The sequence below is a fragment of the Reichenbachiella agariperforans genome, from assembly GCF_900142205.1.
In the GTDB taxonomy this organism is placed as follows: domain Bacteria; phylum Bacteroidota; class Bacteroidia; order Cytophagales; family Cyclobacteriaceae; genus Reichenbachiella; species Reichenbachiella agariperforans.
In genome coordinates, this window is the sequence record NZ_FRAA01000004.1 from 168,862 (window position 1) to 193,464 (window position 24,603).

A 24,603-nucleotide genomic window follows, 5' to 3' on the forward strand; every position below is an offset into this window, starting at 1 on the left:
GTCTAACACATATCCACGCTATTGGTATTTTGTATTCAATTGTTCGTAGAGGCTTTCTGGGACTTTGCTCTCTACGTCGGTGACTTTCACGTCTGGCTTTTCCCATTCGAGAAACCCCTTGCCCCAGACATAGGCTAGACCCAATGCTAAAATCAGTATAAACAGTGACATCTCGACGAATGCGAGCATTCCCCATTTGCCTTGCGTGAGGGCATTGAGTCCTTCGTCCCCAAAGACGATCGCCCAAGGAAACAAAAACAACAACTCTGTCTCAAACAACACAAACACCAGTGCAATCACATAGAATCGGATGTTGAACTTACCCCAAGCCGTGCCCGTCGGGTCCTCTCCACACTCGTAGGTAGTCAGTTTCTCCTCGTTGGGTCTGCGGGGTCTGAGTACCCAGCTCGTCACTAATGAACCCATGATGGCCACAAAGCCCCCCACAGCGAACAATAGTATGATTTGGTAGTTAGTTAGTTCCATTGTCATTTGTATTTCGTGAAGTTAACGAAGACCTCTACGGTGAGTTGATCTAAGCCCATATATTCCAGATCAATTGTCTCTGGACTACCCCTTCACTAAATTATACCATTTATACAAAAAGAGGCTAACCCAAACCGAGCTAGCCTCTTTACTTTATCTATGCTCTTTAGAGTGCAGCAAGTGTTTCGTTGAAAGTCGCACTAGGTCTCATGGCTTTTGATGCCAAGTCGACGTTAGGCTGGAAGTATCCACCGATGTCTTCTGGCTTGCCCTGTGCGCCGATCAACTCTTCGTTGATTTTCGCTTCGTTTTCTGTCAAGGCTTTGGCCAATCCCGCAAAGCGTGCTTTCAACTCAGCGTCTTTGTCCTGAGCAGCCAATTCTTGTGCCCAATACATCGCCAAGTAGAAGTGTGATCCTCTGTTGTCGATACCGCCTACTTTACGCGCAGGAGACTTGTCATTGTCCAAGAACAACCCAGTCGCTGCATCTAGTGCTTCTGCCAAAACTTTGGCCTTGGGGTTGTCAAAAGTCTCCGAAAGGTGCTCCAACGAAACCGCAAGTGCCAAGAACTCGCCCAAAGAATCCCATCTCAAGTATCCCTCTTCGTTGAACTGCTGTACGTGCTTTGGTGCTGATCCGCCAGCACCTGTCTCGAACAATCCACCGCCGTTCATCAACGGTACGATAGAAAGCATCTTCGCCGACGTACCCAATTCCAAAATCGGGAACAAGTCTGTCAAGTAATCTCTCAGTACGTTACCCGTCACAGAGATCGTATCTTCACCTTTCAACGTTCTTTCTAGAGAGAAATTCGTCGCATCTACTGGCCCTAGGATTTGGATATCCAAACCTGTCGTATCGTGATCTTTTAGGTAAGTATTCACCTTGGCGATGATTTGTGCATCGTGCGCTCTGTTCTCATCCAACCAGAATATCGCAGGATCTCCAGTAGCCTTTGCTCTGTTCACGGCTAGCTTCACCCATTCTTGGATCGGAGCGTCTTTCACTTGACACATTCTGAAGATGTCTCCCTCTTCTACCGGCTGCTCTAGTAATACTGCTCCTGATGCATCCGTTACTTGAACTGTGCCTTTTGCTGGAATTTGGAAAGTTTTGTCATGTGACCCGTACTCTTCGGCTTTCTGTGCCATCAATCCTACATTGGACACAGAACCCATCGTAGACGGATTGAAAGCACCATTTTTCTTACAAAAATCAATCGTTGCCTGATACACGCCCGCATAGCATCTGTCTGGAATGACCGCTTTGGTATCTTGTTGATCTCCTGCTTTGTTCCACATCTGGCCTGACGTACGAATCATCGCTGGCATAGAAGCGTCGATGATTACGTCAGACGGCACATGTAGGTTGGTGATTCCTTTGTCAGAGTTGACCATCGCTAGGTCAGGGCTGTCGGTATATACTGCCTCGATCGCAGCGAGTACTTCTGCTTCTTTGGCATGTCCAGCGAGTTTCGCATAGACGTCACCTAGTCCGTTGGTAGCGGTCACGCCCAACTCAGCGAACAGCTCTGCATATTTTTCGAATACATCTTTGTAAAAAACCTCTACAGCCGCACCGAATATCACTGGGTCAGAGACTTTCATCATCGTCGCTTTCATATGTAATGAGAAGAGCACACCAGCTTCTTTGGCTGATTTGATTTCTTCGGCAATGAATGTCTTTAATTTAGAAATACTCATCACAGAAGCATCGATGATTTCTCCTGCCAAAAGAGGCGTAGAAGCTTTCAATACTTCACTAGTGCCATCAGCTCCCACAAACGCTATTTTAGCATCTGTCGCCTCTGCGAGCGTAACTGATTTTTCACTCCCGTAAAAATCTCCACTCGTCATACTAGCAACATGCGTCTTAGAGTCTGCAGCCCAAGCACCCATTCTATGTGGGTTTTTCTTGGCATAATTCTTTACAGCCTTGGGTGCTCTACGATCAGAATTACCTTCTCTCAAGACAGGGTTTACTGCACTACCGAGTACTTTAGCATATTTCGCTTTGATTTCTTTTTCTTCGTCCGTCTTAGGCTCAGACGGGTAGTTAGGCAACTTATAGCCCTGCGCTTGCAGCTCCTTGATAGCGGCCTGTAGCTGCGGAATAGAAGCTGAGATGTTGGGCAATTTGATGATGTTCGCTTCTGGCTGCTTGGCCAAGTCGCCGAGCTCTGCCAAAGCGTCGCTTACTTTTTGATCATCCGTCAAGTAGTCAGAAAGATTGGCAATGATACGACCTGCCAAGGAAATGTCTCTGGTCTCAACCTCCACGCCAGCCGCTGAAGTAAAAGCTGAAACGATAGGCAAAAATGAATAAGTAGCTAAAGCAGGCGCTTCGTCCGTCTTGGTGTAAATGATCTTAGATTTTGTCATATTTTTAAAACTGCTTGGTAGCGGTGTAGCCCGCGTGTTTTACTGAATAAATAGTCTTGGTCAATCGAGGGAATGAGGATTCCAAAACGGGGTTTCGGCATTCGTCCACAAAGCCTTCTTTTGAGAGGGCGAATTTAGTAAATCTTAGCGTAATGGCTTATTGATTGAATGGATAAAGAAGTAACCCTCCTGATTAATGAACGATTTGCAAGAAATCATTCATAAGATTACAAAAACGGCAAGCCCCTTTTTTAAAGACTGGTCAAAAACCACTGGTTCTAACCAAGTTTATTTCATAAAAAAACTTGGTCATTATTGCGTAATGGAAACCCAATATTTATATTGATAAGCCATTCACCTGATGTGCTAGATTAAGTTATTCGTTACGGTTAAAATTCTTCCATGCTAAACTTTATAAGATCCAGAACGAATAAAAAAGGTCAGACCTTCCATTTCTCTTTCTTTTCTTTCTTTATCGGCAGTCTGATGTCCATATCCTTGCTCGTGTTATTTGAAACGATGATGCACTATCGGCAACAGCAACATCAAAAAAGTCTCGACATAAGAACACTCTCTCTTGGGAAAGAATTAATTCCTAGACTCGACCGTGAGCTCAACAAAGTCGCCTACCTCTCTATGGGGATAGAAGCTTATCTCAAAGTTTATCACCAGGAAATAAACACGGAAAAACTTCAAAAAGTATTAACAGAAACATGGAAACAATCTCCGTTCATACGGAGTTTGGGACTATCACGAGGTACTGTGATCCAATACGTAGCTCCCATAGAAGGCAATGAAGAAGCCATAGGTATGGACTATCGAAAAAATCCAGAGCAATGGCCTGACATCAACCAAATAATCCAAACTGGAGAAGGCTTACTCTTAGGCCCTGTCAGCCTCGTTCAGGGAGGAGAGTCTTTTATCTACCGAAAACCAATCTATACCAACGGTGAGCTATGGGGCATCCTATCCACTGTGGTAGAAATCTCACCCTTTTTTAACGCCGCTTTTACAGAGTTTACCTCCAAAGGCTATGAAGTGGCCATTCGTCGGTTGCACAAAGACGCTTATATCAACCTGTACGGTGACCCTCAGCTTTTCGAACAAAACAATGCGCTCAAACTACAGACGAACTTCATCAACCAGGGATGGGAATACGCAATTTCATCCCCCGACGACCAAGAGGAGTTTGCTATGTTTAGTTTCTGGCTATGGCTAGGACGCAGCCTATGGATTGTTCTAGGAGTTGCCATCATCTATACACTGCAAGTCTCGACAGCTAATCATATTCATGTCCAAAAACATGAACTACTTGCCAAAAACATATCCGATGTAATATGGGTTTACAATGTTGCTCAGAGAAGATTCACCTATGTGAGCCCATCCATACAAACCCATGCTGGTTACAACACTCAAGAGACGCTAAACCTGACATTAGGACAGACTCTGACTCCTGAGTCCAAACAAATCATTGAAAAAAGGCTAAATGAAAGCGTCGCACGATTTACTCAAACCAAGAACAATCAACCTCTACTACTTGAACTACAACAAAAAACAAAACTAGGAAAAGTGATCTGGATAGAGATTTCTTGTAATTTCAGTTTCAACAACCAAAATGAAATCACGATTACAGGTATCACGAGAAACATCGATGACCGAAAAAAAACAGAATTGGAATTGGCTCGAAACGAACTAAAGCTAGCCAAACTCAATGCAACAAAAGACGACTTTTTCTCCATCATCGGTCATGATCTCAAGAGTCCGTTCAACTCCCTGACTGGTACTTTGGATTTTTTGATCACCAATAGTGCTACGCTTAGTGACGCAGACAAACTCCAGTGTCTAACCATGTGTCGAGAAAGCACATCTCAGGCTACTAAACTCCTAGAAAATCTTTTGACTTGGGCACGCTCACAAACTGGAGACATCACCTTTGAACAAGAAAGCATAGACCTCAACCATAGCATCTTGGACAGCATCAAACTACTTGCCGTCACTGCAAACAACAAGTCTATAGAGGTCAACTATCACCCAACAGAACTACCCCCCGTATTGGCTGACCAGCAGATGGTGGATACTATTTTAAGGAACTTGATTTCCAATGCTTTGAAATTCACTCCTAGGGGAGGGAAAACATTAGTACAGTGCAAACTGCAGGATGATTTCATTCATGTCTCAATCAGCGACACAGGCGTAGGGATTGACGAAAAAACGATTCCAGACCTATTTCAGGTCAACAAGAAGGTTAGCACCAAAGGGACTGAAAACGAGTCAGGCACAGGACTCGGACTGGTACTATGCAAAGCGTTCGTAGAAAAAAACGGTGGACACATCTACGTCAACAGTACCCTCAATCAAGGGAGCAATTTCACTTTCACACTACCAATTTATCAAGGTTAACTAGACTTTTCTTCTTTCACCTTTAGCTCCTCTATACGAGGGATTAAAGCTTCTGCCTCGGCATGCTTTGCATCGCTCTTTGTCCGGTCTTGCGTGGAAAGCGCATGTGCTTGTTTCATCAGTTCGTTGTACTGTGCACTAAGCTGCTCCATCTCCGTTTTTTTCTTAAATAATCCAAACATATCGTTTCTGGTTTCTAACTTATGGAACACAAAAAAGGCTGCACATGGCAGCCTTTTTACATTTCTTTACTTATTCTCGAACTCTTTTACTGTTTTGATGATGATGTCACAGCACTCATCCAACTGCTCTTCGGTCATCACCAATGGAGGTGCAAACCGAATGATGTTGCCATGCGTCGGTTTAGCGAGCAGACCATTATCCTTCAGCGCGACACAGATATCCCATGCCGTAGAGCTTTCTTCCGAATCATTGATCACAATGGCGTTGAGCAGCCCTTTTCCTCTCACGAGAGACACTAACTTACTCTCCTCTATGTAGGTATTCAATCGCTTTCTAAATTTGATCCCGAGCTTCTCTGCATTGGCGGCTAGTTTTTCTTCCTGTACCACATCCAAGGCAGCCATTGCCACCATCGAAGCGACCGGGTTGCCGCCAAAAGTAGAGCCATGCTGTCCTGGCTTGATTACGCCCATGATATCATCATTGGCCAAAACGACAGACACAGGATACACCCCGCCAGAGATCGCCTTACCGAGAATCAATACGTCTGGCTTGACCTCCTCATGGTCACATGCCAACAGACGACCTGTACGCGCGATACCTGTCTGCACTTCGTCTGCTACAAACAGCACATTCGCTTCCTTACACGCTTCGCTTGCCGCCTGCAAGAATCCTTCGTCTGGGACAAAAACACCCGCTTCGCCCTGAATCGGCTCCATGAGTAGCCCTGCTACATTAGGGTCTTTGAGCGCCTCTTTGAGTGCATCTATGTCGTTGTATGGTATCTTGATAAAGCCCGCCGTGTATGGCCCAAAGTTCTTCTGTGCATCAGGATCATTAGAAAACGAAATGATAGTCGTCGTACGTCCGTGAAAGTTGTTTTCGCACACGATGATTTTGGCCTCATTCTCTGGAATACCTTTCACTTCATAAGCCCACTTACGCGTCAACTTGATGGCTGTCTCTACAGCCTCGGCACCCGTATTCATAGGCAGCACCTTATCAAAGCCAAAGTAATCGGTGATATACTTCTCATATTCCCCTAAAGTATCGTTGTAAAACGCCCTAGAGGTTAACGTTAATTTTTTCGCTTGTTCAGTAAGTGCCCCGACGATTTTGGGGTGACAGTGACCTTGGTTGACTGCAGAGTATGCGGATAGAAAATCATAGTATTTCTTTCCCTCCACATCCCAAACATAGACGCCTTCTCCCTTGGACAACACCACTGGCAGTGGGTGATAATTATGCGCTCCATACTTATCTTCCAAGGCGATAGCCTGCTCACTTGTCATTTCATTTACCATCGTTCGTGTATTTAAATAATAAAAAAGAGTTCCTATACAGAACTCCATTAGATTCGTCCAAAATTACGAAAAGGAAATCTAAATCACATCCCCTTTGTCAGACAAAGAAACAGGCAACCCTCCTAGCCCTCTATCTCCTGAGGACTACTACTTCAACGCATCGGGACTCATGGTATTCACCAAAGAATACCACCTCAAGCGTGGCTACTGCTGCAAAAACGGATGCAAACACTGTCCGTATGGGTTTGTTAAGGGATAATAGTTATTGAACTAATAAAGTGAGCCACCTAATCAGGAAATAGCATAAGCACTTGACTAGCTTATAGGTCAATTTATGATTATTGATACCAATAACGCTCCACAGGGCAACTCAGGACTGTTTCCAACTCTTTACGAGATTCTAGTAAAGAATAGAATACGGAAATCACGTGTTACAATTCACTCCGGCTTAGGCGACTTTTGAATCATAATCAAATTCAAAAACGCTAAACAATAAAGCTATGAACAAGTTAAAATCATTTATCATCATCACCATCTTCGTATCTATTGCTCACTTCGGTTTCGGTCAAGAACTCAAACTATCTATTTGGTAACAAAAACCTAACTGGAGGAATCAACATGAGAGCAGGGATGGTAAACGCAAAACAAGTAATTGTAACCTTTCATGTAAATCAAAACCTATCAGTAGGTGCATCCGCTAGATTTGTCAGCGAACTACCCGTACTAGAAGCTAAAATATCAACAACTATTGGCGCAGGCAACAACAGAAGCAAGCGCCAGCAAAAATACAGAGATACTAAAAATTATTACCGCACTAGGAGAAGTCGACGCTTCTAAAGATTCATGATTGTACATAGTTTATATTTAATTTAGCTTAACAGCAGGGTCTTTGACACTGCTGTTTTTTTAGTTCATCGAACATACCGCACACCCCTTTATTACATCAAGGCACCTTGATTCTATCACTATTTTGAGACTTTCATTAGAAAATCAGCACAATTGGCTAGGATAAATCACTTCATACCAGAGCTTTCAGAAAGCTAAGCCATACACACATTGGTCAGACAAAAAAGCCTGAAGTTTTCACCCCAGGCCATAATTCATCCATCTTTTTTAAAAAGAACTTTTATTCACAATTGGCATTATAGTCTTCTATAGCCATCATTCGAACCTGCTCTTTAAACATCATATTGTTCAGAAACTTATTCCCTCCAGAAGCTTCTTCATTAGATTCCACTACCTGATACTCTCCTTTTTCTTGTTTCTCTACTACCATAGGACAATCTACCAACTCCTTGGTTATGTTCATGTCGTTGACAAGCTTCAACTTTCCCGCTTCACCGACTCTATATACCCAATTTGGTTTTGCACAGTCGATATAATATGGTTCAAATCCCTCTGAACCTGAGACTACCGAAGGGGGAGAAGCAAAATAGTGAAACAGAGAAATCTTATCCTCAGACACCACTCTCATAAACATTTTCTTAGGAAGCATGTCCATACCTACAGCAGACATATCGGCATATTTGACTGATTCATACGTCAATGTATCATATTTAAATCCACTACAATCTTTTGCTTCATATGAATCATAAAGTTTGTTTTTGACTTTTTCTGCTTTCTCAAAAACATCTTTTTCGATAAACTTCATCTTACCTTGAAACTGCCATGGTGCGTCAAATGCTTTCCCTTCTGAATATACTGTTCCTCTCTTTTTAAAATACCCTTCTATTGCTTTGTTGCCATCGAAAATAACCCCTGACACTACTCCCTCTCTCTTAATTTTCTCTTCGGTCTGGCAAAAAGCAGACACGGAAACGAACAAAACCAACAGCAAACTAGTTGATAATTTTTTCATAACTCTTAACTGGTTGAAATGTGATAATTTTACTGAACTTTGATAATTAATTCTAGTTACTATTATACAATAATTATTCGAACTAAAATTATCGAAAACAGAAAATCATTCATAATTACATACTCCTTTTCTCAATTATTTCCACACTTATCCTCATCCCAAAACCGTACTATACAATAGTCAAACTCCAAAGAAGCAACGAGTCAGGACTAATAGTATTCACCAAAGAACACCACCTCAAACGTGGCTACTGCTGCAAAAATGGCTGCAAGCACTGTCCATATGGGTTTAAAAAGTAAGGCTCTTAAGCCCAAGAAACAAGACGCTAAAATTTAAGCCCTTAGAAAATAACTCATTCAAAATCAGTAAAATACATTAACCACTCTCTTGGCACTGTCAGCTAGATACCTTATCCTTGACATACTAGGCTTATAACCAGCTCCTACCTCTCAAACCTCTTGAAGGAGTGCTTGGTAGATAATCAAAACACTAGTATTCAGGATGGAATTAGATACTATCATTATTGGGTCTGGAGCAGGTGGACTTGCCTCTGCTATTTGTCTTTCGCGTGCAGATCAGCGGGTCATGGTACTGGAACAACACGACGTACCTGGAGGCTGGTGTCATAGCTTTTACTTGAATGGCTACCGGTTCACGCCGGGTGTTCATTACATAGGCCTACTCGGCAAAGGCGAATCAACCAGCGAGTTGTACGAGGGTTTGGGGATTGCCAATGACTTGGTGTTTTTTAGAATGAACCCTGCTGCCTATGAGCATTGCTGGATTGGCGATGAGCGTGTCGACATACCTGCTGGCTTTGACGAATTGAATCAAGCCCTATCGAAGCGTTTCCCTCACGAAAAAAAGCGCATTCTCAAATACCTCACTACGGTTCGTAATGTCAGCCGACAACTACAACTCATCCCCAAGATGAGTGGCTTTTGGGACAACGTCACCATCGCTTGGCGCACAAGACACCTCGGTAAATACGGACTCTTTAGCCTCAAAAAAGTACTGGACTGGCATATCAAAGACCCCCTGCTCAAAAAGGTGCTCAATGTCCAATGTGGTGATCATGGCCTGCCTCCTACCAAGGCCAGTTTCCCTTTGCATTGTGCGGTCATGGATCATTACTTCAGTGGGGGATTTTATCCCATGGGTGGTGGTGGAGCGATTGTCAAAGCCATGACGAAAGTCATCAAACAAAATGGCGGTGAAATACGAACCAGTCAAAGTGTGAAAAGCATCTTGATCGAAGGAGATACGAAAAAGCGTGCCGTAGGTGTCGAACTAGAAAACGGAGAGAAAATATACGCCAAGCGAATCATCTCTAATGCTGACCCTAGTGTGACCTACCTTGACATGGTCGGCAAAGACAATCTCAGCCCTAAATTATTGGAGAGACTAGACAAGACAAAGTACTCGTGCACCTCACTCATGCTGTTTCTCACCGTGGACATGGATGTACGCAAGGCAGGTCTCGACTCTGGCAACATCTGGATGATGGCTGACAAGGATACGGACGAACTATTTGCTGAGATGATGAAAGTCGATATTGCGGAGGGAGACGAATTCCCAGGGATGTTTATCAGTTGTACCACACTCAAAGATCCTCCAAGTTTTGATGGCAGGTATCATACGCTCGAAGTGGTCACCTATATCAACCGGGAGTCATTTAATCACCTAAATGAAGAAGAGAACGAACGATCAGAAGCGTACCAGCAATTCAAAGAGCGCTTAGCCAAAAAGATCATCACCAGCCTCGAAAAAGTATTGCCTGGCGTCACCAACAAGATCGTGCAGCAAGAACTAGGCACACCGATGACCAATGAGTATTACATCAACGCTACGAACGGTAGCGTCTATGGCACAGAAAAGAGCTTCAAGCAAACAGGCCCCTTTGCCTACAAAGCGGAGAGCGAAATCGAAAACTTGTACCTCTGTGGTGCCAGTATCATTTCGCATGGTGTGGCAGGTGCGGCCTACTCTGGCGTACAAACAGCCGCCAAAATCCTCAACTGTAGACAGGAAGACCTCATCCAACCGAGTCACGCACAAAACGTGCGTATCTACGATGCAGAAGATGACACTGAGTACCCAGACTGGATGCTACAAAAGATGAAAGTCAAACGAGCGAGAGCTGGATCAGGTCTCAAAACGGTACAGTCTTAGTTTGTCTTAAAACTGCGTGATTTTATGAATCTGACCTAAGATCCGACAGGTAGCTTTCAGCGTATTATAAATCGTCCCGAAACTCTCAATATTCTTTTTGAGCAAATCAAGGTTGATATGATCGTCTTGACTATAGATTTTCAATTCATAGGTGATCGTATCCATTCTGGGAGGTTTGTCCAGCCGTGTAGCCTCTACGCTGATCTCTGCCTTCTCATATTCAAACTTAAGTATCGAAGAGAACCGCTCCACATTCTTGAGAACGCAGGCCGCCAAGGAACAAAGAAACAGTTCCGCAGGATTGGCTAGGTTGTCAGCTGTCGCTGCTGTCGTCCCAAACTTGATTTCAGAATCCTTGATGAGGCTCACTGCATCATGATCTGCTAAAGCCTCCGCTTTGATAGAATAATTCATTTTGCTGTTGTTTATGGTTATGCCATAATCATACAACGAGACGCACACCAAAAGGATGAATCATCGCATTGGGTCGTAGTGAAAAACCTGTCAGGGTTACTCTTTCAATCCTCGAAAAACTCATTTCAGTGTCCTAACTTTATTAATCACCATCTCAAATAGAAGGTATTCTTCTCCTTTTACTAAACCCCAGTCTACACCTCTAAGTTCAGGTTCCTGTCCAACCTCCATGTAAGTCCTGTAATTCGAGAGTTTAAAAATTACATTTTTAACATTTTCCAAGGGTGTTGAACCATTTCTGATTTCCTCCAAACTGAGTTTATCCGGTAAATTGTGCGCTAAATCATTTCTGTGTTTCCTCAATGCTTGGATAGTTAATAAATCATTGGAGTCAATGGCTTTCATAAAATCCTTTAAGTAAAGAAGACAAGCTTCAAATTCATTCTTATGACGTGCTAAAACATCTTCTTTATAAGTTTTAAATGGCCCTCCCTGAAATTCAGTATTAGCATAAAAGGATTTAATTGGCCCCACTATCATAGTCTTAGTCAATTCAAATGACAGTAGGATATAGCCCGCATAGGTGAGTATGTATGTTAGTTCATCTTCTCTAATGCTTGAAACTTTATTAATCATGTTCTTAAATTTCAATAATCATCAACAAACTGAAGTCTTGTACTCAACAACCTAATATAGCCCACTCCGCAGTTTATACATGTAAAAACTCACTTAAATACTCTATTGCCAATAGGTTGTTAATTATTGATTTCTTCAAGGATAAGCCATTATCCACAATCCAATACCAACATCTTACCCGAAAATCACACGACGCATGAAAAATCCCCAAATCTAGGTAGTAGATCAAAGGCTCTTCTTTTTCATCTTTCGGAAAGCTTTGAGGAGAGCAACAAAAGTTCGGGTTTCTGCTTGCGCAAGCAGAAGGTTCACCTTGGGCAAGCAGACAGTTGAGCTTGCCCAAGCGCAGCCTTCCCCTTGCGCAAGGGTAAGGCTGGCCTTGCGCAAGGCCAGAACTGAGGTGACGTCTGTACAACCTAGTCCAAACAATAACCCCCATCCTCGGCTATCAAGGATGGGGGCTAGATCATATTATCATAAAGTAGAAACCTACTCCTTCAGCACCATATCGATACACATCACTGCACCCAAGATCAATAGACGCATGGGGTGGTTTTCTGTGACTTTCTCATCTATATGTAGGATATAATTGTCCGCTGTGGTGAACAATTCTTTGCCCAATCCATCCCATTTTTTACTGACTGAAGCGAACTCTACTTGGTCCTTGATGAATTTAAAATCCCAACTCGTCCACTTTCCTTTGAGTGTACAGAGTACGTTATCATTGGCATCCAGCACATCAAACTTCCCACCTATGGAGAAGAATTTTTGTTTGAACTTCCCGACCAAATTATCATTTTCATCCAGTACTTCGACATCAGACAAAAAGATCGAGATGCCTCTTTTGACCGTAAGGACTTTTTCTCCTGAGGTCGTTTTGATCTCTACATTGAAAGGAGTCATTCGCTTGTAATCCGTAAAGCGTAACATTTTGGTCAAAAAGCCCAACTTCTCTTCACGACAAGTCATGATCATTTCCTGATTGTCAGGATTGTAAATATCGTAGTTGTTCGACGCTTTGAACATCCCCACATGCTCCTTCACAAAGAACAGGTTACGATTTAATATTGAATTCATATTGATAGGTTTTTGTTTATTTATTGGTTTTTCAGCCGCCTTTAGTCATGCAGGCATCGCATCTACTCAGCGAGATAACCTCAACACTACAGTATCCTCAGCTTGGCAAAGCTCAGCAACAGGGTCTTCTCTCCAGCCTTTTCGAACGTGATATGGGCTTTCTTATTGGCGCCTTGAATCTCTATCTTGGTCACCTTTCCAAAGCCAAACTTCGGGTGTTCGACCTTGTCTCCCTCTGCCAGTTTAGACGTGTTGCTTGGTTTGAAATCGGCAGACGGCTTGTGCACGACAGCCTGATTGACAGGCTTGCGAACCGGTTGCGTTGTATTCCCGATGAAGTTCTTCGCATAGTCACCTGCAGGTGAGCTAGGCGCACTAAATTTGAGATTCATCTTGAGAAAATCTTTGTCTATCTCCTCTAGAAAGCGGCTCGGTTCGCAGGTTTTGAGTCTACCAAAACGATAGCGTGTCAGCGCATAACTCATGTAGAGTTTCTTCTCCGCACGGGTGATGGCCACATAAAACAAGCGTCGCTCCTCCTCTAGATCCTGCCTAGAACTGATCATCATCTGTGACGGAAACAAATCCTCTTCCATCCCGACGACAAAGACGTTCTTGAACTCCAGTCCCTTGGACGAATGTATCGTCATCAGGGTCACATAGTCTTTGTCTTCATCCTTGTCATTGTCTGCGTCCGTCAGCAGTGCAATCTCTTGCAGGAAAGATGCCATGGATTTATCCTCAGACTCCGGGTTGTCGACGAACTCCTTGATCCCATTCAAGAGTTCCTGTACGTTTTCGTAGCGGTTGCGTCCTTCTATGGTTTTGTCATCGTAGAGTTCCTTGAGCAAACCTGAGTTTTTGGCGATGTGCGAAGCTGCCTCGAAAGCGTCTTTCTTCGCCACGGTCAACTTAAAGCTCTTGATCATCGTCACGAAATCATTGACTGCAGAGGCAGCCCGACCTCCCAGTATCTGCGTAGCGTTCTCTAGAGCCGTCCACAGATCTGCATTGTTTTCGGCCGCTGCTACGATCAATTTCTCCACTGAGGCAGCTCCAATCCCACGTTTGGGCGTATTGATGATACGGCGCAGTGCTTGTTCGTCGTTTTGGTTGACAGAGAATCGCACATAGCCCAAGATATCTTTGATTTCCTTTCGCTGATAGAAAGACAACCCGCCCACTATCTTGTACTTGATGTTGTTGCGGCGCAGCGCCTCCTCCAGTGCTCTGGATTGGCTATTGGTCCGGTATAGGATCGCAAAATCCGAGTTGTGATAGTGGTCTTGGTTTTTGGACTCAAAGATGGCCGAAGCGACGAGTTTGCCTTCCTCATTGTCGGTCGTGGCTTTGATCAGGTCGATCAGCGAGCCTTCATCATTGTCAGTCCAGACACTCTTTCGCAGCTGGTTCTTGTTCTTGCCTATGATAGAGTTGGCTGCTCCTACGATGGTCTTGGACGATCGGTAGTTTTGCTCCAGCTTGATGATATTCAGCTCTGGATAGTCCTTCTCAAAGTTGAGGATGTTTTGGATATCCGCTCCACGAAAGGCGTAGATACTCTGTGCATCATCTCCCACGACACAGATGTTTCGGCGAACTGCTGCGAGCTTTTTAGTAATCAGGTACTGCGAGATATTGGTATCCTGAAACTCATCGACCATTACGTACTTGAAACGCTGCTGGTACTTGTTGAGCACATCGACGTGATCCCTGAAGAGCACGTTGGTATTGAAGAGCAAGTCATCAAAGTCCATGGCATCCGCCTTGAAGCATCGCTTGACGTACTCCTTGTATATCTTACCCATCTCAGGCTTACCGTTTTCGGTATCGTCTGCCAGATAGATAGGGTTGTTGGTGTATTCTTGCCACGAGACCAGACGGTTTTTGGCACTAGAGATGCGGTTGAGTACCACATTGGGTTTGTAGAGTTTATCATCCAACCCATAGTACTTGACGATATTCTTGATCAGGGATTTAGAATCATCCGAGTCGTAAATGGTAAAGTGACTAGGATAGCCGAGCTTATCCGCTTCAGAGCGCAAGATTCTTGAAAACACGGAGTGAAAAGTCCCCATCCAAAGGTTACGTGCATCAGTCCCTACCAGCTCTTCGATACGATGACGCATCTCCTTAGCAGCTTTGTTGGTAAAGGTCAGCGAAAGGATAGAAAACGGGTCGACGTTCTTTTCTTTCAGCAAATGAGCAATTCGATAGGTCAGTACTCGGGTCTTACCCGATCCAGCTCCTGCAATGATCATCGTAGGGCCTTCGGTCTTCAGTACTGCTTCTCGCTGAGGTGGGTTTAGTATTTCTAGATAATTCTCTTCCATGGATTGTTTACGCCTTACCTTCTTCTATCTCTTGCTCTAATTTTCCATACCATTCTGTCCCGTACTTCCTTACCAATGGTTCTTTGAGGAATTTGTACACTGGCACTTTGAGCTGTTCGCCCAGATTGCATGCTGGGGCGCATATATCCCACTGGTCATAGTTGAGTGCATCGTAGTGGTCATATTTGGTGATGCGTATGGGATACAAATGACAAGAAATGGGTTTTTGCCAAGTAACCTTACCATCACGATAGGCTTGATCAATGGCGCATTTAAGGATATTCTTTTCATCGTAGATCGCAAAAGCACACTCTCGCCCATCGATCGTCGTAGTAGAATAATCTCCTTCTTCGTCTAGGATATATGCTCCTTCTTTCTCGATCACCTCCAGTCCTTCTTTGGACAAGTAAGGCTTCACTGCATCGATCACTTCCTCTATCAGCGGAAGCTCTTCTTCGTCCAAGGGAGCCCCTAGATCACCTTCTACACAGCATGCGCCTTTACATTTGTTGAGGTCACACACAAAATGCCTTTCCTTCAAATCATCTGAAAGAACCGCATTGTCCAATATTATCATAATGCCAATGGTTGAAAAAGAATCGAACTTATATAATTGAGCAGCACCTCACTAGGCGTTTTTAACGAGGTAGGTATCTACTTCTTCTAATATCTCTGAGGTCAGGGGTTTGGTAAACAGCTTTTGTACCTCGCGGTACTGATCTGCTAGTTCTGCATCTTGGTAGTACTGTGAAGAAGTCAAAACGAACAACTTAATTTTCTCCGCTTCCACAGCCGTCATCATCTTGCGATACTCGCGGATAAAATCCCAACCACTAATAGTCGGCATGTTGATATCCAATAAGATCACATCAGGTAGGTCCTCCGGATTGTCTTTGACACGTTCTTCTAGATAGGTCAATCCACGGGTTGAACTCGTGAGTGACTCTACAATGATCGCTGGATTATAATCTTTGATTACTTTGGTACAAATCAGATTGTTGATTTCATCATCGTCTATAATCAGTATTTTTACAGGCTTGTTCATTTACAATCTCGCGCTTTATTTATCTATGTTCTGAGCTGGTCTTGTTCCAAAACCCAAATATACATTATTGGGGTTTTTCTCTTTAACTTATCGAGCAAATCCAACCCAAACTATTTTAATTCGTCTTACTATCTACACCAAAGTCATTATCATGTTAAAAAAATTAATCAATTTTTCGTCAATAGTTGCTATCATCCTCCTATTATCTCAAACTTCTCTCGTCGCACAAGACAAACCGAGAGCCAGTCCTCCCCAAACGACAAGTGCAGAAGTTAATGGCAAAACAATCACCATTAACTACAGTAGCCCATCCAAAAAAGACAGAGTCATCTGGGGCGATCTGGTCAAATACGACAAAGTCTGGAGAACTGGTGCCAATGAAGCTACTACGATAGAGGTCTCCGAGGATGTTAAAATCAATGGCAAAGCACTCAAAAAAGGGAAATACTCCCTATTCACTATCCCGAGAGAAGGCAAATGGACTGTCATCATCAACAGCAATGCCAACCAGTGGGGAGCCTATAGCTACAAAGAAGGCAAAGATGTTCTCCGGTTTGATGTCATGCCTACATCAGCAGCATTTTCCGAGTTGTTTACCATTGACATTTCAGACCGAGGAGTCGTCACCATCGCGTGGGACAAACTCAAAGTTGAATTCACGGTAGAGTAACCCTCGAAATCAAATTACCACAAAAAGGGAAAGCCCTATCAGCCAAACTAAGCTGATAGGACTTTTCCTTTTTTATTAACCTCCACACGTCATCAATACGGATCACTGCCTGATTCGACAGTCAGGTTCGTTGTTGTTTCTTTATTAAATAACCATCTATTATGCGTCTTTGAGGCAATATTTAAATGATTGGAATAATGATTATCGTATGCTCAATGTCGAATATTGATTTTCACTCCCAGAAATACCGACTAATCTATCAATACCCATACTTGCTCTTCCACTGAGAGCGAAGCTTTTTCCTCATTTCTTCTTCACGTGGGTTATGCCCTGGATCGAAAAGCTTAGTCCCTCTGATATCATCTGGCAAAAATTCGTGTTCTACAAAATTACCTTGATGATCATGAGCATACTGATAGCCTTTTCCATAGCCTAAGTCCTTCATCAGCTTGGTCGGTGCATTTCTGATATCTAGGGGGATCGGTAAATCTCCTGTCTGCTGCACCAACTGCTGGGCATGATTGATCGCCATGTATGCAGCATTGCTCTTCGCTGAGCAGGCCAGATAGGTCACACACTGAGACAAAATAATTCTCGCCTCAGGATACCCTATCACATTGACGGCCTGAAAAGCGTTATTAGCAATCACCAACGCTGTAGGGTTGGCATTGCCTATATCCTCGGACGCGAGTATCAACAGACGACGTGCGATGAACTTAACATCCTCCCCTCCTTCGATCATCCGAGCGAGATAATAGACTGCTGCATTTGGGTCGCTCCCACGTATCGATTTGATAAAGGCAGAAATAATATCGTAGTGCATCTCCCCACTCTTGTCATACATGGCGGCTTTTTTCTGCGAGATCTCTATCACCAGATCATTGGTGATCACCTTCTTTTTCGTATCGATAGAGTCCAAGACCAGCTCCAACAGGTTGAGTAGTTTTCGTCCATCCCCTCCTGACAATCTCAGCAAGGCTTGATCCTCTTTGAGTTCTACTTTGATTTTGGAAAGTAGCTCGTCTGTTTTTAATGCCTTGTCTATGAGTTCTAAGAGTTCTTTCTTCCCCAGTGCGTTCAGTGTATAGGTTTGGCATCTAGATAAGAGTGCCGCATTGACTTCAAAACTTGGGTTTTCGGTGGTCGCACCGATCAACGTGATTTGTCCCTTTTCCACAGCGGCGAGTAGCGCGTCCTGTTGTGACTTATTGAACCGGTGAATCTCATCGATAAACAGGATAGACTTGGTACCAAACTTAGCTTTCGCAATCACCTCTCGGATATCCTTCACACCAGCATTGATTGCAGAGAGCGCATAAAAAGGCATCTTAGCCGTATTGGCTATGATATTAGCAATCGTGGTTTTACCCACTCCTGGAGGCCCCCATAGGATCATAGACGGCACGATTCCAGAGCGCACGGCTCGGGTCAATATCCCCTTGAGATGCTCTTGCCCTACCAATTGTTCGAGCGTCACAGGACGCATGCGCTCTGCCAGCGGTGACTGATTCAACATATTTACTTGAATTTTTGGAATGGAAAATTAGGTAAGATTAGTGACTAATCTTCGGTCGTTGGCACCTCTTCTTCTACAGGAGCTTCTTCTGACGTCTCGGTGACATTGTCCAAGGTCTCTTGATCTACCTCTGGTTCATCAGACTCAGGCACTTCTTCTTGCTTCTTTCTTCTAAACAACCCTTTCTTTTCTTCAGTACCCAAAGAATCCGCAGCGATATCAGGCTCAACAGGTTCTACCCGCTCAGATGGCAAAGGCCGTGTATCGATGAACAGCTCTCCATAGTACTTGTTATAGTATTCTTGATCCTGATTGTAATCATTCTCCAGGTCATATTTGTACTTATACCGTACCTCTTCCTTTTTGTCTACCGCTGCCAAAATCGGTGCGGCAGATACCGAATCTACTCCGACCGAATCCTGATCAACAAAGTCTGCCACCATAAAATCTCCTTCGTCCTCCGTGTACAAAGAATCCACTTCCAGGCGTCTGATTTCATTGACTTTAGGAGCAGTCATCAGGTCGTAGTTCTTACGAAACAAACTTGATTTTTTATTGACACCATATTTGGTACGACGTGAAGCCACAGTCATCTTAGGTGTCGTATCGTTGAGAAACATCGAGTAGCGCATCATTCGCAGCGAGTCATCCAAGATGTACGTACTCTGAAATGCAGGGCATACCACGTTGTCTTTGCAGGCGCAAACAACGATACATAACACTAACAATATGGGAAAAGAAGCTCTCCTCACAAATTTTATTCAAATAGTCTAGGCGGATGGACACAATAACACTAACCACCAAAATTGTAGAATATTTCCTTATTTAAGTAATTAATAGTGAGTTTAATATTGACCATAATAGGCCTAAATAAAGAATAATAACATTTAGTCCCTAAATAGTACCAAGAGATACTCATCTCAAAGTTTAGATAACTCTTCTTTGCGTTTTTTTGGGAGTTTGTCCACGATCAGTTGATAGGAAGCATCCGTCCATGCTAAGATGAGCTGATCAGAAGCATCTTGATCCACAGTGACCGTATTCCAGTGTTTCTTACTCATGTGATAACCTGGCTGCACACTTTCGTATTGATCACGCAGCTCCACGGCCAATTCAGGATCACATTTGAGATTAATAGAAACGAAATTATCAACATTCGTGAGGGCAAACATTTTGTCCATCACCTTGAACACCAAAGTAGAACTATCGAAAGGGAACCCTTCAGTAACGCCTTTTTTAGCCAAACAATAATCTCTGAATTCCTCGATATTCATCTTAAAACAAGAATTTCTTTGATAGAAAATATATGATACCTAGTAAGAAAGCGATGATGGCAAACTTGTTGATAAAGTGCATCGCTCTCAGATTGAAGTCTGCCTTCTTATTCGAATCTTTCTTTTTGAAAAAGTACCCGAACACTTCTCCTATAGAGAAGAAATCCCTCAACCCTCCTTTGCTGTGTTTTTCGTCAGTCATGGTGCTATTGCTTCGGTTTCAGGTTCTACCCAGTTGTCATCCTCTCGGATTATCTCTATCAGCTCATCCACTGCTCTTTCAGAAGGCACGGCACGTTTTACCACCGTCTGTCCACGATAGAGCGTGATCTTCCCCTTGCCAGACCCTACATAACCGTAGTCTGCATCGGCCATCTCTCCTGGACCGTTGACTATACACCCCATGATCCCAATCTTTACCCCTTTGAGGTGATCGGTACGTTTTCGAATCATCGCTGTGGTTTCTTGTAGATCGAAAAGCGTACGCCCACATGACGGACAGGAGATATACTCCGTCTTAGTCATACGCGTACGTGCAGCCTGCAGGATTCCAAAAGCCGTATCATTCTCTACCTTCTTATTGCCCTGACCGCTCAGCATCACTCCGTCACCTAATCCATCTATCAACAACCCTCCAACATCCGTAGCTGTCGCGAGTTGAAACTCAGTTTGATCCTGCTCCATTACCTTGTGCATCAATACCACTGGTAACTCCACGCCTTGTAGCATCATCTCAAAGATGAATCTTCGCAGCTCTGCCATAGCATGAATATTCTGTGTGTGGAGCATAACCACCAGCCCTGTTCTGTTTTTCAAGTCAGTCACCGCAGCTAGATTAGCTGCATCGACCTGCACAAAGGCCACCACTCCATCGAACACGGACAAATCCTCTAAAGTGAGAAGAGGATATTTATTTTCTTGGTCATCCAAAGCCTTCCAGGTCTCATAATCGAGTACTTCTCTCAGGCCATTGGGTAACATGTAAGGAATAGGATTAGTACCCGAATACACGTAATCTGCACCTGTATCACCCATTTTCCACTTGTCCAGTTCTGGCAAGTAATGATGTCCTATGGGTTTAAGTGCCTTTTTGTCTACTACTTTCTCTCCACTAAAATCAGCGATAACCCGTGGCACATTTTGATCTCCGAAATTGAGTACTTCAATAGATTTTCGTCTCTCATAGACAAACGGATCAACGGGGCTATGGTCCAATGGAGCAATCATTTGATGTCCCGATCGATTAGCATAGCGATCGATCAGCGACTGTGCTACAGGTGCTTCGTGCTCTGGTTCTTCGGTCAGCGATACCCGAACCGTATCACCTAGTCCATCCTCCAATAGCGCACCTATACCTACGGCAGACTTGATGCGACCATCCTCTCCATCGCCCGCCTCGGTCACACCGAGATGCAGCGGATAGGGTTTCAATCCCTCCTCTTCTAGCTTGTGAACTAATAGTCGATAGGCCTGTACCATGATTCTTGTGTTACTGGCTTTCATGGATAGCACGATCTCGTGATAATCCATCTCGTCACAGATACGTAAAAACTCCAAGGCAGACTCCACCATCCCTAAAGGCGTATCGCCGAAACGGCTCATGATACGATCCGAAAGCGAACCATGATTGGTACCGATACGCATAGCTGTACCGTTGGCCTTACATATCTCTACTAGCGGTGTAAATTTCTCTTTGATGCGAAGCAGCTCTGCCTCGTAAGACTCGTCTGTGTAGTCTATCTCCTCGAACTTCTTTTTGTCGGCGTAGTTGCCCGGGTTGACCCGGACCTTCTCTACAATCTTGGCCGCTAGTTCCGCAGCATTCGGCGTGAAATGAATATCCGCTACTAGAGGCACGTCGATCCCCTTCGCTCGTAATTCATTTTTAATCTCCTGAAGGTTTTGTGCTTCCTTGATACTTGGAGCAGTGATACGCACATACTCACAACCAGAATCCACCATTCGGATGGTTTGGTCTACAGAACCCTGCGTATCCATCGTATCTATGGTAGTCATCGACTGGACACGTATCGGGCAGTCAGCACCCAGCGGGACTTGTCCAATATTCACCTTCACGGATTCTCTACGAGAATATTCGGTGAGTGAATTACAGTATTTATTTTGATCCAAAACCTATCTATTGTTTGAGGAAGTAAAAATAAGGTGATCAAGACAATAACAAGATAGATACTCACATATTGTCAGGATTATTCATCACGAAGACACTGAGCAGCTACTAATTAGAGGTCCCCCAGCTGCGGCCGAATGACGATATCCTCAACGACGGTATTTTTGGAAAGCTGGTGTGTGGACCAAATCGAATCAGCCACATCAGTCGCTTTGATAAACCGCTCTTCTGGTAGATCGACTCCATCCCAACTGGCGGTAAGCGTAGCTCCAGGCATCACAGAGATCACTCTAAGCCCTTTTTCTTTGAGTTCATACCGGAGGTTTTGAGAGAAACCATAGAGTGCAAACTTTGATATGCTATAAGACCCACCATTGGTATAGGCTTTGAGACTGGCGACTGAGCAGATGTTAAATATATCTCCCGAACCATGAGCAACCATACTCGGCAACAAGGTTCGTGTCAAGTGATAAGCACTATACAAATTAGTGTCTATCATCAACTCCAAATTCCCCTCAGCTTCATCTTCGATACTCCCTGGCAGAAAAACGCCAGCATTATTAATCAAAACATCGATGACAGTAGTCGACTCTAACACCCAAGTAGCAAAGGCTGCTACCTGATCACGCTGAGACATATCCGCCTGAAATGTTTTGACTTGCCCTTCGCCAGATGCATTAATTAGAGACTCCATTTCCGTCAAATCTGTCGTATTTCTGGCGCATGCCAACACATGAAATCCCTCTCCTGCGAACCGTTCGATGATTGCTCTTCCTATTCCTTTTGTACCTCCTGTTACTACTATTGTCTTAATCATATCGTCGCAAAGTAGAACATAATCCCACAACTAGACAAGACCACCGGGTTTCACTTATATTTAATTTCACCTCCCGAAGACAAAAAGCTGAGACTTGATCTAGTTATAGCTTTTAGTTGTTTTAAAATTATTAATTTGGAGGCATAAACCAAACTCAGTACATGCGCAGCTTCGGACGCTTCACTTTATTCCTATCTTCCATGTTTGTCAGACGAGAGTCATTTATGACCTATGTCCGACTCGTGATAGAAGAGTCTATCAAAATTGGCTTCAACTCCATACTACTCGTAGGAATTGTCTCCACCTTCATAGGTGCGGTGACTACCCTCCAGACGGCCTACAACCTCGTCAGTCCGTTCATCCCATCCTATGTCATCTCACTGGTAGTACGTGACATGACCTTGCTAGAGCTAGCTCCTACAGTCATGGCTATCGTCTATGCGGGTAAGGTCGGATCCAACATCGCGGGAGAGCTAGGCACCATGCGCATCACCGAGCAAATCGATGCATTGGAAGTAATGGGCATCAATGCGGCTTCTTATTTGGTACTGCCAAAAATCATCGCTTCACTGATCACCTACCCGATGCTCGTAGTAGTGTCCGCTTTTTTATCATTGGTCGGGGGTTATTTAGCGGGTTCTTTGGCGGGGGTGATTACACCTACAGAGTTCGTGTATGGTATCCGCTATGAGTTTATCCCTTTCAATATCACCTTTGCCTTGACCAAAGCCTACGTCTTTGCCTTTCTAGTCGCTGCGATCTCTGCCTACAAGGGCTTCTATACCAAAGGTGGCGCCTTAGAAGTCGGGGTAGCCAGTACATCAGCGGTAACCAATAGCTGTATCGCAATCCTATGCGCAGATTTTCTCCTAACCAAACTAATGCTCTGAGATGATAGAGGTTAACAGATTGAGCAAGTCATTTGATGACAAAAACATTTTGAATGACATCAGTGCACAGTTTTATCAAGGCAAAACGAATTTGATCATTGGGTCTAGTGGAACAGGAAAAAGTGTTTTCTTAAAAAACATCGTGGGGCTGATAGAACCTGATGAGGGAGAGGTGCTCTTCGATGGTCGAAAATTCACCCGAGCGGATGAAAATGTAAAAGCTGATATTCGTCGTGAGATAGGAATGCTGTTTCAGGGCGGAGCGCTATTTGATTCCAAAAATGTGGAACAAAATATTATGTTTCCATTAGATGTACTAACCGATATGCCTAAAGGTGAAAAACTAGATCGTGTCAACCACTGTCTAGAACGCGTCGGAATGGCTGGCATCAACACCAAAATGCCATCAGAAATCAGTGGTGGGATGAAAAAACGGGTAGGAATCGCTCGTGCGATTGTCAATGACTCTAAGTACCTGTTCTGCGATGAACCTAACTCTGGATTAGACCCTCAGACTTCTATCCGAATCGACAACCTCATCCACGACATCACCGAAGAGCTCAACATCACAACCATCGTCGTAACTCATGACATGAACTCCGTGATGGAGATAGGCGACAGCATTGTCTTTTTGTATAAAGGAAAGAAACTTTGGGAGGGCAATAACGACTCCATATTCGATAGTGACTGTGAAGAGTTACAGGATTTTATTTTTGCAAACAAGCTCATGAGGGCTGTAAAAAAGAATAGAGGTTAACCAAGCCAGAAAACCTCTATTCGTGAACACAATTACCTATAACTCCGGTTTCCTCCACTAGATATTGAGCCAAAAGGCCAGTAACAGTGAGCAATACGAAATTATCATTGCCACTAACTTGAGCGACCTCCAATGGAAGCTTTCTGCGTTTTTGAGTAAATAATTAATTACTATCATACTGTTTTAGATTAGTGATATTCGAAGTACCACATTCTAAATTTGAGTTCATAATTAATTATACCAACCGCTAATTTTATTCG

Annotated in this window: 24 protein-coding genes; 7 read left to right on the forward strand and 17 right to left on the reverse strand. The window is 43.7% G+C overall.

Annotation, left to right across the window (positions count from 1 at the left end; all coding sequences use genetic code 11):
- Positions 1 to 18: 18 nt before the first annotated feature.
- On the reverse strand, positions 19 to 486 hold the full coding sequence (locus BUB99_RS11860; RefSeq protein ID WP_073122733.1) for an NADH-quinone oxidoreductase subunit A: 468 nt from the start codon (positions 484 to 486) through the stop codon (positions 19 to 21).
- Between the two features lie 166 nt (positions 487 to 652).
- Entirely contained in the window at positions 653 to 2,869 is a 2,217-nt protein-coding gene (locus BUB99_RS11865) for an NADP-dependent isocitrate dehydrogenase (protein WP_073122734.1), read from the reverse strand.
- A gap of 402 nt (positions 2,870 to 3,271) precedes the next feature.
- Here BUB99_RS11865 and BUB99_RS11870 point away from each other — a divergent pair, with 402 nt between their 5' ends.
- Positions 3,272 to 5,269: a sensor histidine kinase gene (locus BUB99_RS11870; protein WP_084190526.1), complete on the forward strand. Its 1,998-nt coding sequence runs from the start codon at positions 3,272 to 3,274 to the stop codon at positions 5,267 to 5,269.
- Here BUB99_RS11870 and BUB99_RS11875 read toward each other — a convergent pair.
- Both BUB99_RS11875 and rocD read right to left on the reverse strand, forming a co-directional pair.
- Positions 5,266 to 5,451: a Lacal_2735 family protein gene (locus tag BUB99_RS11875; RefSeq protein ID WP_073122736.1), complete on the reverse strand. Its 186-nt coding sequence runs from the start codon at positions 5,449 to 5,451 to the stop codon at positions 5,266 to 5,268. The genes BUB99_RS11870 and BUB99_RS11875 overlap by 4 nt on opposite strands.
- A 66-nt stretch (positions 5,452 to 5,517) precedes the next feature.
- The gene (gene rocD, locus BUB99_RS11880; protein ID WP_073122737.1) at positions 5,518 to 6,756 is read right to left on the reverse strand and encodes an ornithine--oxo-acid transaminase; all 1,239 of its coding nucleotides are present in this window, start codon (positions 6,754 to 6,756) and stop codon (positions 5,518 to 5,520) included.
- 94 nt (positions 6,757 to 6,850) lie between these two features.
- Between rocD and BUB99_RS20400 the strand changes: the two genes are divergently transcribed.
- The gene (locus BUB99_RS20400; RefSeq protein WP_170863792.1) at positions 6,851 to 7,015 is read left to right on the forward strand and encodes a DUF5522 domain-containing protein; all 165 of its coding nucleotides are present in this window, start codon (positions 6,851 to 6,853) and stop codon (positions 7,013 to 7,015) included.
- 867 nt (positions 7,016 to 7,882) lie between these two features.
- On the opposite strand, the gene BUB99_RS11885 is transcribed toward BUB99_RS20400, so the two are convergent.
- Positions 7,883 to 8,614 carry a hypothetical protein gene (locus BUB99_RS11885; RefSeq protein ID WP_073122738.1) on the reverse strand — a complete coding sequence of 244 codons (732 nt, stop codon included), beginning with the start codon at positions 8,612 to 8,614 and terminating at the stop codon, positions 7,883 to 7,885.
- 176 nt (positions 8,615 to 8,790) lie between these two features.
- Here BUB99_RS11885 and BUB99_RS20610 point away from each other — a divergent pair, with 176 nt between their 5' ends.
- Together BUB99_RS20610 and BUB99_RS11890 are read left to right on the forward strand one after the other, a co-directional pair.
- A complete protein-coding gene (locus BUB99_RS20610; RefSeq protein WP_262501902.1) occupies positions 8,791 to 8,913 on the forward strand; it encodes a DUF5522 domain-containing protein in 123 nt (40 codons plus the stop codon).
- Positions 8,914 to 9,115: 202 nt separating this feature from the next.
- Positions 9,116 to 10,786, forward strand: coding sequence for a phytoene desaturase family protein (locus BUB99_RS11890; protein ID WP_073122739.1), 1,671 nt, complete (start codon positions 9,116 to 9,118; stop codon positions 10,784 to 10,786).
- Positions 10,787 to 10,792: 6 nt separating this feature from the next.
- Here the strand turns inward: BUB99_RS11890 and BUB99_RS11895 are convergent, their stop codons facing one another.
- From BUB99_RS11895 to BUB99_RS11920, 6 genes are all read right to left on the reverse strand, one after another.
- Positions 10,793 to 11,200, reverse strand: coding sequence for an OsmC family protein (locus BUB99_RS11895; RefSeq protein ID WP_073122982.1), 408 nt, complete (start codon positions 11,198 to 11,200; stop codon positions 10,793 to 10,795).
- A gap of 120 nt (positions 11,201 to 11,320) precedes the next feature.
- Positions 11,321 to 11,836, reverse strand: a complete 516-nt coding sequence (locus BUB99_RS11900) for a hypothetical protein (RefSeq protein WP_073122740.1) — start codon at positions 11,834 to 11,836, stop codon at positions 11,321 to 11,323.
- Between the two features lie 489 nt (positions 11,837 to 12,325).
- Entirely contained in the window at positions 12,326 to 12,913 is a 588-nt protein-coding gene (locus tag BUB99_RS11905) for a phospholipid scramblase-related protein (protein ID WP_073122741.1), read from the reverse strand.
- Between the two features lie 86 nt (positions 12,914 to 12,999).
- Entirely contained in the window at positions 13,000 to 15,246 is a 2,247-nt protein-coding gene (locus BUB99_RS11910; RefSeq protein WP_073122742.1) for an ATP-dependent helicase, read from the reverse strand.
- A 7-nt stretch (positions 15,247 to 15,253) separates the two neighbouring features.
- The gene (locus BUB99_RS11915; protein ID WP_073122743.1) at positions 15,254 to 15,823 is read right to left on the reverse strand and encodes a DUF3109 family protein; all 570 of its coding nucleotides are present in this window, start codon (positions 15,821 to 15,823) and stop codon (positions 15,254 to 15,256) included.
- 51 nt (positions 15,824 to 15,874) lie between these two features.
- Positions 15,875 to 16,291, reverse strand: a complete 417-nt coding sequence (locus tag BUB99_RS11920) for a response regulator (RefSeq protein WP_084190527.1) — start codon at positions 16,289 to 16,291, stop codon at positions 15,875 to 15,877.
- Between the two features lie 151 nt (positions 16,292 to 16,442).
- Between BUB99_RS11920 and BUB99_RS11925 the strand changes: the two genes are divergently transcribed.
- Positions 16,443 to 16,961: a DUF2911 domain-containing protein gene (locus BUB99_RS11925; RefSeq protein WP_073122744.1), complete on the forward strand. Its 519-nt coding sequence runs from the start codon at positions 16,443 to 16,445 to the stop codon at positions 16,959 to 16,961.
- A 259-nt stretch (positions 16,962 to 17,220) separates the two neighbouring features.
- On the opposite strand, the gene BUB99_RS11930 is transcribed toward BUB99_RS11925, so the two are convergent.
- From BUB99_RS11930 to BUB99_RS11955, 6 genes are all read right to left on the reverse strand, one after another.
- Positions 17,221 to 18,477 (reverse strand): replication-associated recombination protein A, encoded by a 1,257-nt coding sequence (locus BUB99_RS11930; RefSeq protein ID WP_073122745.1) that lies wholly within the window; start codon positions 18,475 to 18,477, stop codon positions 17,221 to 17,223.
- 44 nt (positions 18,478 to 18,521) lie between these two features.
- Positions 18,522 to 19,130: a hypothetical protein gene (locus BUB99_RS11935; protein ID WP_170863793.1), complete on the reverse strand. Its 609-nt coding sequence runs from the start codon at positions 19,128 to 19,130 to the stop codon at positions 18,522 to 18,524.
- Between the two features lie 267 nt (positions 19,131 to 19,397).
- The gene (locus BUB99_RS11940) at positions 19,398 to 19,751 is read right to left on the reverse strand and encodes an MmcQ/YjbR family DNA-binding protein (protein WP_073122747.1); all 354 of its coding nucleotides are present in this window, start codon (positions 19,749 to 19,751) and stop codon (positions 19,398 to 19,400) included.
- A 1-nt stretch (position 19,752) separates the two neighbouring features.
- The gene (locus BUB99_RS11945; protein ID WP_073122748.1) at positions 19,753 to 19,953 is read right to left on the reverse strand and encodes a DUF6728 family protein; all 201 of its coding nucleotides are present in this window, start codon (positions 19,951 to 19,953) and stop codon (positions 19,753 to 19,755) included.
- Entirely contained in the window at positions 19,950 to 21,881 is a 1,932-nt protein-coding gene (gene ispG / locus BUB99_RS11950) for a (E)-4-hydroxy-3-methylbut-2-enyl-diphosphate synthase (RefSeq protein ID WP_073122749.1), read from the reverse strand. The genes BUB99_RS11945 and ispG overlap by 4 nt, the downstream gene beginning before the upstream one ends.
- A 110-nt stretch (positions 21,882 to 21,991) precedes the next feature.
- The gene (locus BUB99_RS11955) at positions 21,992 to 22,696 is read right to left on the reverse strand and encodes an SDR family oxidoreductase (protein WP_073122750.1); all 705 of its coding nucleotides are present in this window, start codon (positions 22,694 to 22,696) and stop codon (positions 21,992 to 21,994) included.
- A gap of 161 nt (positions 22,697 to 22,857) precedes the next feature.
- Here BUB99_RS11955 and BUB99_RS11960 point away from each other — a divergent pair, with 161 nt between their 5' ends.
- Together BUB99_RS11960 and BUB99_RS11965 are read left to right on the forward strand one after the other, a co-directional pair.
- Complete coding sequence (locus BUB99_RS11960; protein WP_073122751.1) at positions 22,858 to 23,586, forward strand: MlaE family ABC transporter permease; 729 nt, start codon at positions 22,858 to 22,860, stop codon at positions 23,584 to 23,586.
- A 1-nt stretch (position 23,587) separates the two neighbouring features.
- Positions 23,588 to 24,343, forward strand: coding sequence for an ABC transporter ATP-binding protein (locus tag BUB99_RS11965; protein WP_073122752.1), 756 nt, complete (start codon positions 23,588 to 23,590; stop codon positions 24,341 to 24,343).
- Positions 24,344 to 24,603 lie beyond the last annotated feature (260 nt).